Genomic DNA, 2271 nt, shown 5'->3' on the forward strand with positions numbered 1-2271 from the left:
ACTACTTTAATCAAACAATGGCTAAACCTTTTAAGTGGACATACAAGGGTAAAGTGTTGGCTATCTAATACTTGGCTTATTTACGCCGTGCTGTACTAGTAGTGCTTAAAATTCGGGCGACTGAATAATTGAAGACTAATGGCTACTAAACTGATACTTTTTCCTTCTTGCTAGCGAAAGCCCCCGCTTGTCTGAGGGCGAAACTGGGATGAGGATGAGCAAAGAACTCTTCTATAGCTTTAGTCAACCCAGCCGCGACAGCCGACTCGTGACAAGCGTAGACATAGATGCGCTGTTGAACGCCATTAACCAATCGCGTTTCTTGGCGATCGCCCAAGTGTGGGTAAAACGTGCGAACCCATGTCCCAAGATGTCCCCGATAGTGAGCGCCGCTCAGGGGGACTTTCTTTCCAAGTTCGCTCTCTGCAAAGTTGACTACGCCAAGCCAGCGTTCTTCTGAAGGGGTTAACAATTTTCTGTTGTGTTCTGCCAGAAGATTCCCGGCATAGTCTTTGAATTGCTGTTCCATGTATGGGTTGAGCCTGCCACCAGTTAACTCAGCTAAAGTTTTCATTGCCAAGACAAGAGTATGCAATCGTTGTTCAACTGGGGGGAGGGCTGGTGTAGGGGGTTGTTCTTGTGGTTGAGTAGCAGGTTTTGCCCAGCCCATAATGTCTTGCATCCAGGCGCGAACACCGATACTTTCAAATGCTTCACAGGCTAATCTTGCTTGTTCGCTGCATCTTTTTCCCGCTTCGTAGCCGTAATAGTGAAGTATGGCGGCAACTGCTACGTCAGGGATACCAGACTGCGACCAGCCTAAAATGTCTACGGCTTCAAACCCTTTACGGATAATCTTTTCAGCCAATTTAGACCGAGAATTGTCTACAGCAGTTTTGAGACTTCTGACTAATCCAGTAGCATCGATATTGGCAAGTCTTGCTGTAGCTCGAATACTAGCTTTACCTTGTCCATTAGAGTCAACAGTGATTTCTTGCTTTATCTGGTCGATGATTTGAGCTACTTCGATTTGTGACATAACTTTAGTTGGGTGATAATTTTTCGTAGTTGACTAAAGAGAATTAGACATTCACACGCACCAAACTTTTTTCACCAACCAGTGAGAAACGATTAGATATAGTCCGTGATTGAGTTAAGGTTGGCGACATCAATTCAACAAGGTAAAACCAAGAATTATTCACCAGCCCAATCCCCAAAATCAGCCGTTGTTTTGTTGCCTTATCGTGAGAACAGAGCATTACTCTTTCGCCCAAAACGAAAGTAGGTTTTTGCACGGTGAGAGTTTCTAATTCTCCAGTCCCGATGATTTGGTTTTGTGTGGCGTGGAGTATTTCATTACGGCAATCAATTGAATAAATCCAGCACTCATGCTTCCATTGCATACCGCAACAGTAGCCAAATGTTCTCGTGGTTCTCAGGTACACTCTTTCCAGTAAATTCACCTCAACAGGTGGAATTGTTTGTCCCCAAGGCGGAGAGAGATACCAACTTGTTTTGAGTGCATTAATATGGTCAATCATGCTTTTCTTCCCTGGGATTAATAACCTAAAAATCTTCGGCAATGTTTGGAGAATAACGCCCAAAAAATACTTAAAAGTGAGCAGCAATTTTCACTGCCGCCCACATGAGACTTTATGCTGTGACTAATTCTTGAAGAAGAGATCGCACTTCATGGTTGAAAAGCTGCTGTAATTCCTCAGTAGTCAGTTGCTCCAAGGGTCGGGATTGCAAGTATTTGTGAACTGGTTCAGCCAGCGATGTATCCACCATCGACAGCGATAGCACAGCATCAAACACGGAGTTAGAATACTGCTGCTGAACTGAATAACGCCTCTTCACCCACCAGTTACCGTCAGTGCATCCGACTTGCCCCAGTTTCACGCCGTTGTTGTAAATGCCATCATCGAGAATTTCAAACCCATAATTTTGGCACTCGTTGAAGATATGCGCCATGATTTGGTTTTCGGTTGTGGGGGGTGTTGCTTCTTTCTCCTGCACAGGTAATGAGCCATCTTTGTAGTGAGTGGTGCGATTCGTTGATTAGTGAATCACGGTAATCAGTCCGTAAATAACTAATCCAGCCCGACAGCAGATTACTGTCATTAAGGCTGAATGGCACTAAGAAAAGCCGAAACGCTTGTGTATTAAACAGTTTGCAACTGCTTTCTTAATTCATGCCGGGGTTTGGTCATTAAGGGATAAGCTTTCGGGCGGCGTTTACGGACTCGTGGTTCGTTTCTAGCAGGACGG

3 protein-coding genes are annotated in these 2271 nt (G+C 44.7%); all 3 read right to left on the bottom strand.

From position 1 onward, the window contains the following. Nucleotides 1–145: 145 nt before the first annotated feature. Nucleotides 146–1039 carry a hypothetical protein gene (locus tag H6G26_RS41065; protein ID WP_190737816.1) on the bottom strand — a complete coding sequence of 298 codons (894 nt, stop codon included), beginning with the start codon at nucleotides 1037–1039 and terminating at the stop codon, nucleotides 146–148. A gap of 43 nt (nucleotides 1040–1082) precedes the next feature. Beyond that, entirely contained in the window at nucleotides 1083–1541 is a 459-nt protein-coding gene (locus tag H6G26_RS41070; RefSeq protein WP_190737817.1) for a DUF1392 domain-containing protein, read from the bottom strand. 112 nt (nucleotides 1542–1653) lie between these two features. Beyond that, nucleotides 1654–2019 carry a hypothetical protein gene (locus tag H6G26_RS41075; RefSeq protein ID WP_242054401.1) on the bottom strand — a complete coding sequence of 122 codons (366 nt, stop codon included), beginning with the start codon at nucleotides 2017–2019 and terminating at the stop codon, nucleotides 1654–1656. Nucleotides 2020–2271: the final 252 nt, after the last annotated feature.

Source organism: Nostoc sp. FACHB-888 (assembly GCF_014696655.1).
Lineage (GTDB): Bacteria > Cyanobacteriota > Cyanobacteriia > Cyanobacteriales > Nostocaceae > Nostoc.

What these genes read in the sequence shown, in the direction of transcription:
- H6G26_RS41065 (WP_190737816.1), bottom strand. Translation starts at nt 1,039, where the DNA reads ATGTCACAAATCGAAGTAGCTCAAATCATCGACCAGATAAAGCAAGAA.
- H6G26_RS41070 (WP_190737817.1), bottom strand. Translation starts at nt 1,541, where the DNA reads ATGATTGACCATATTAATGCACTCAAAACAAGTTGGTATCTCTCTCCG.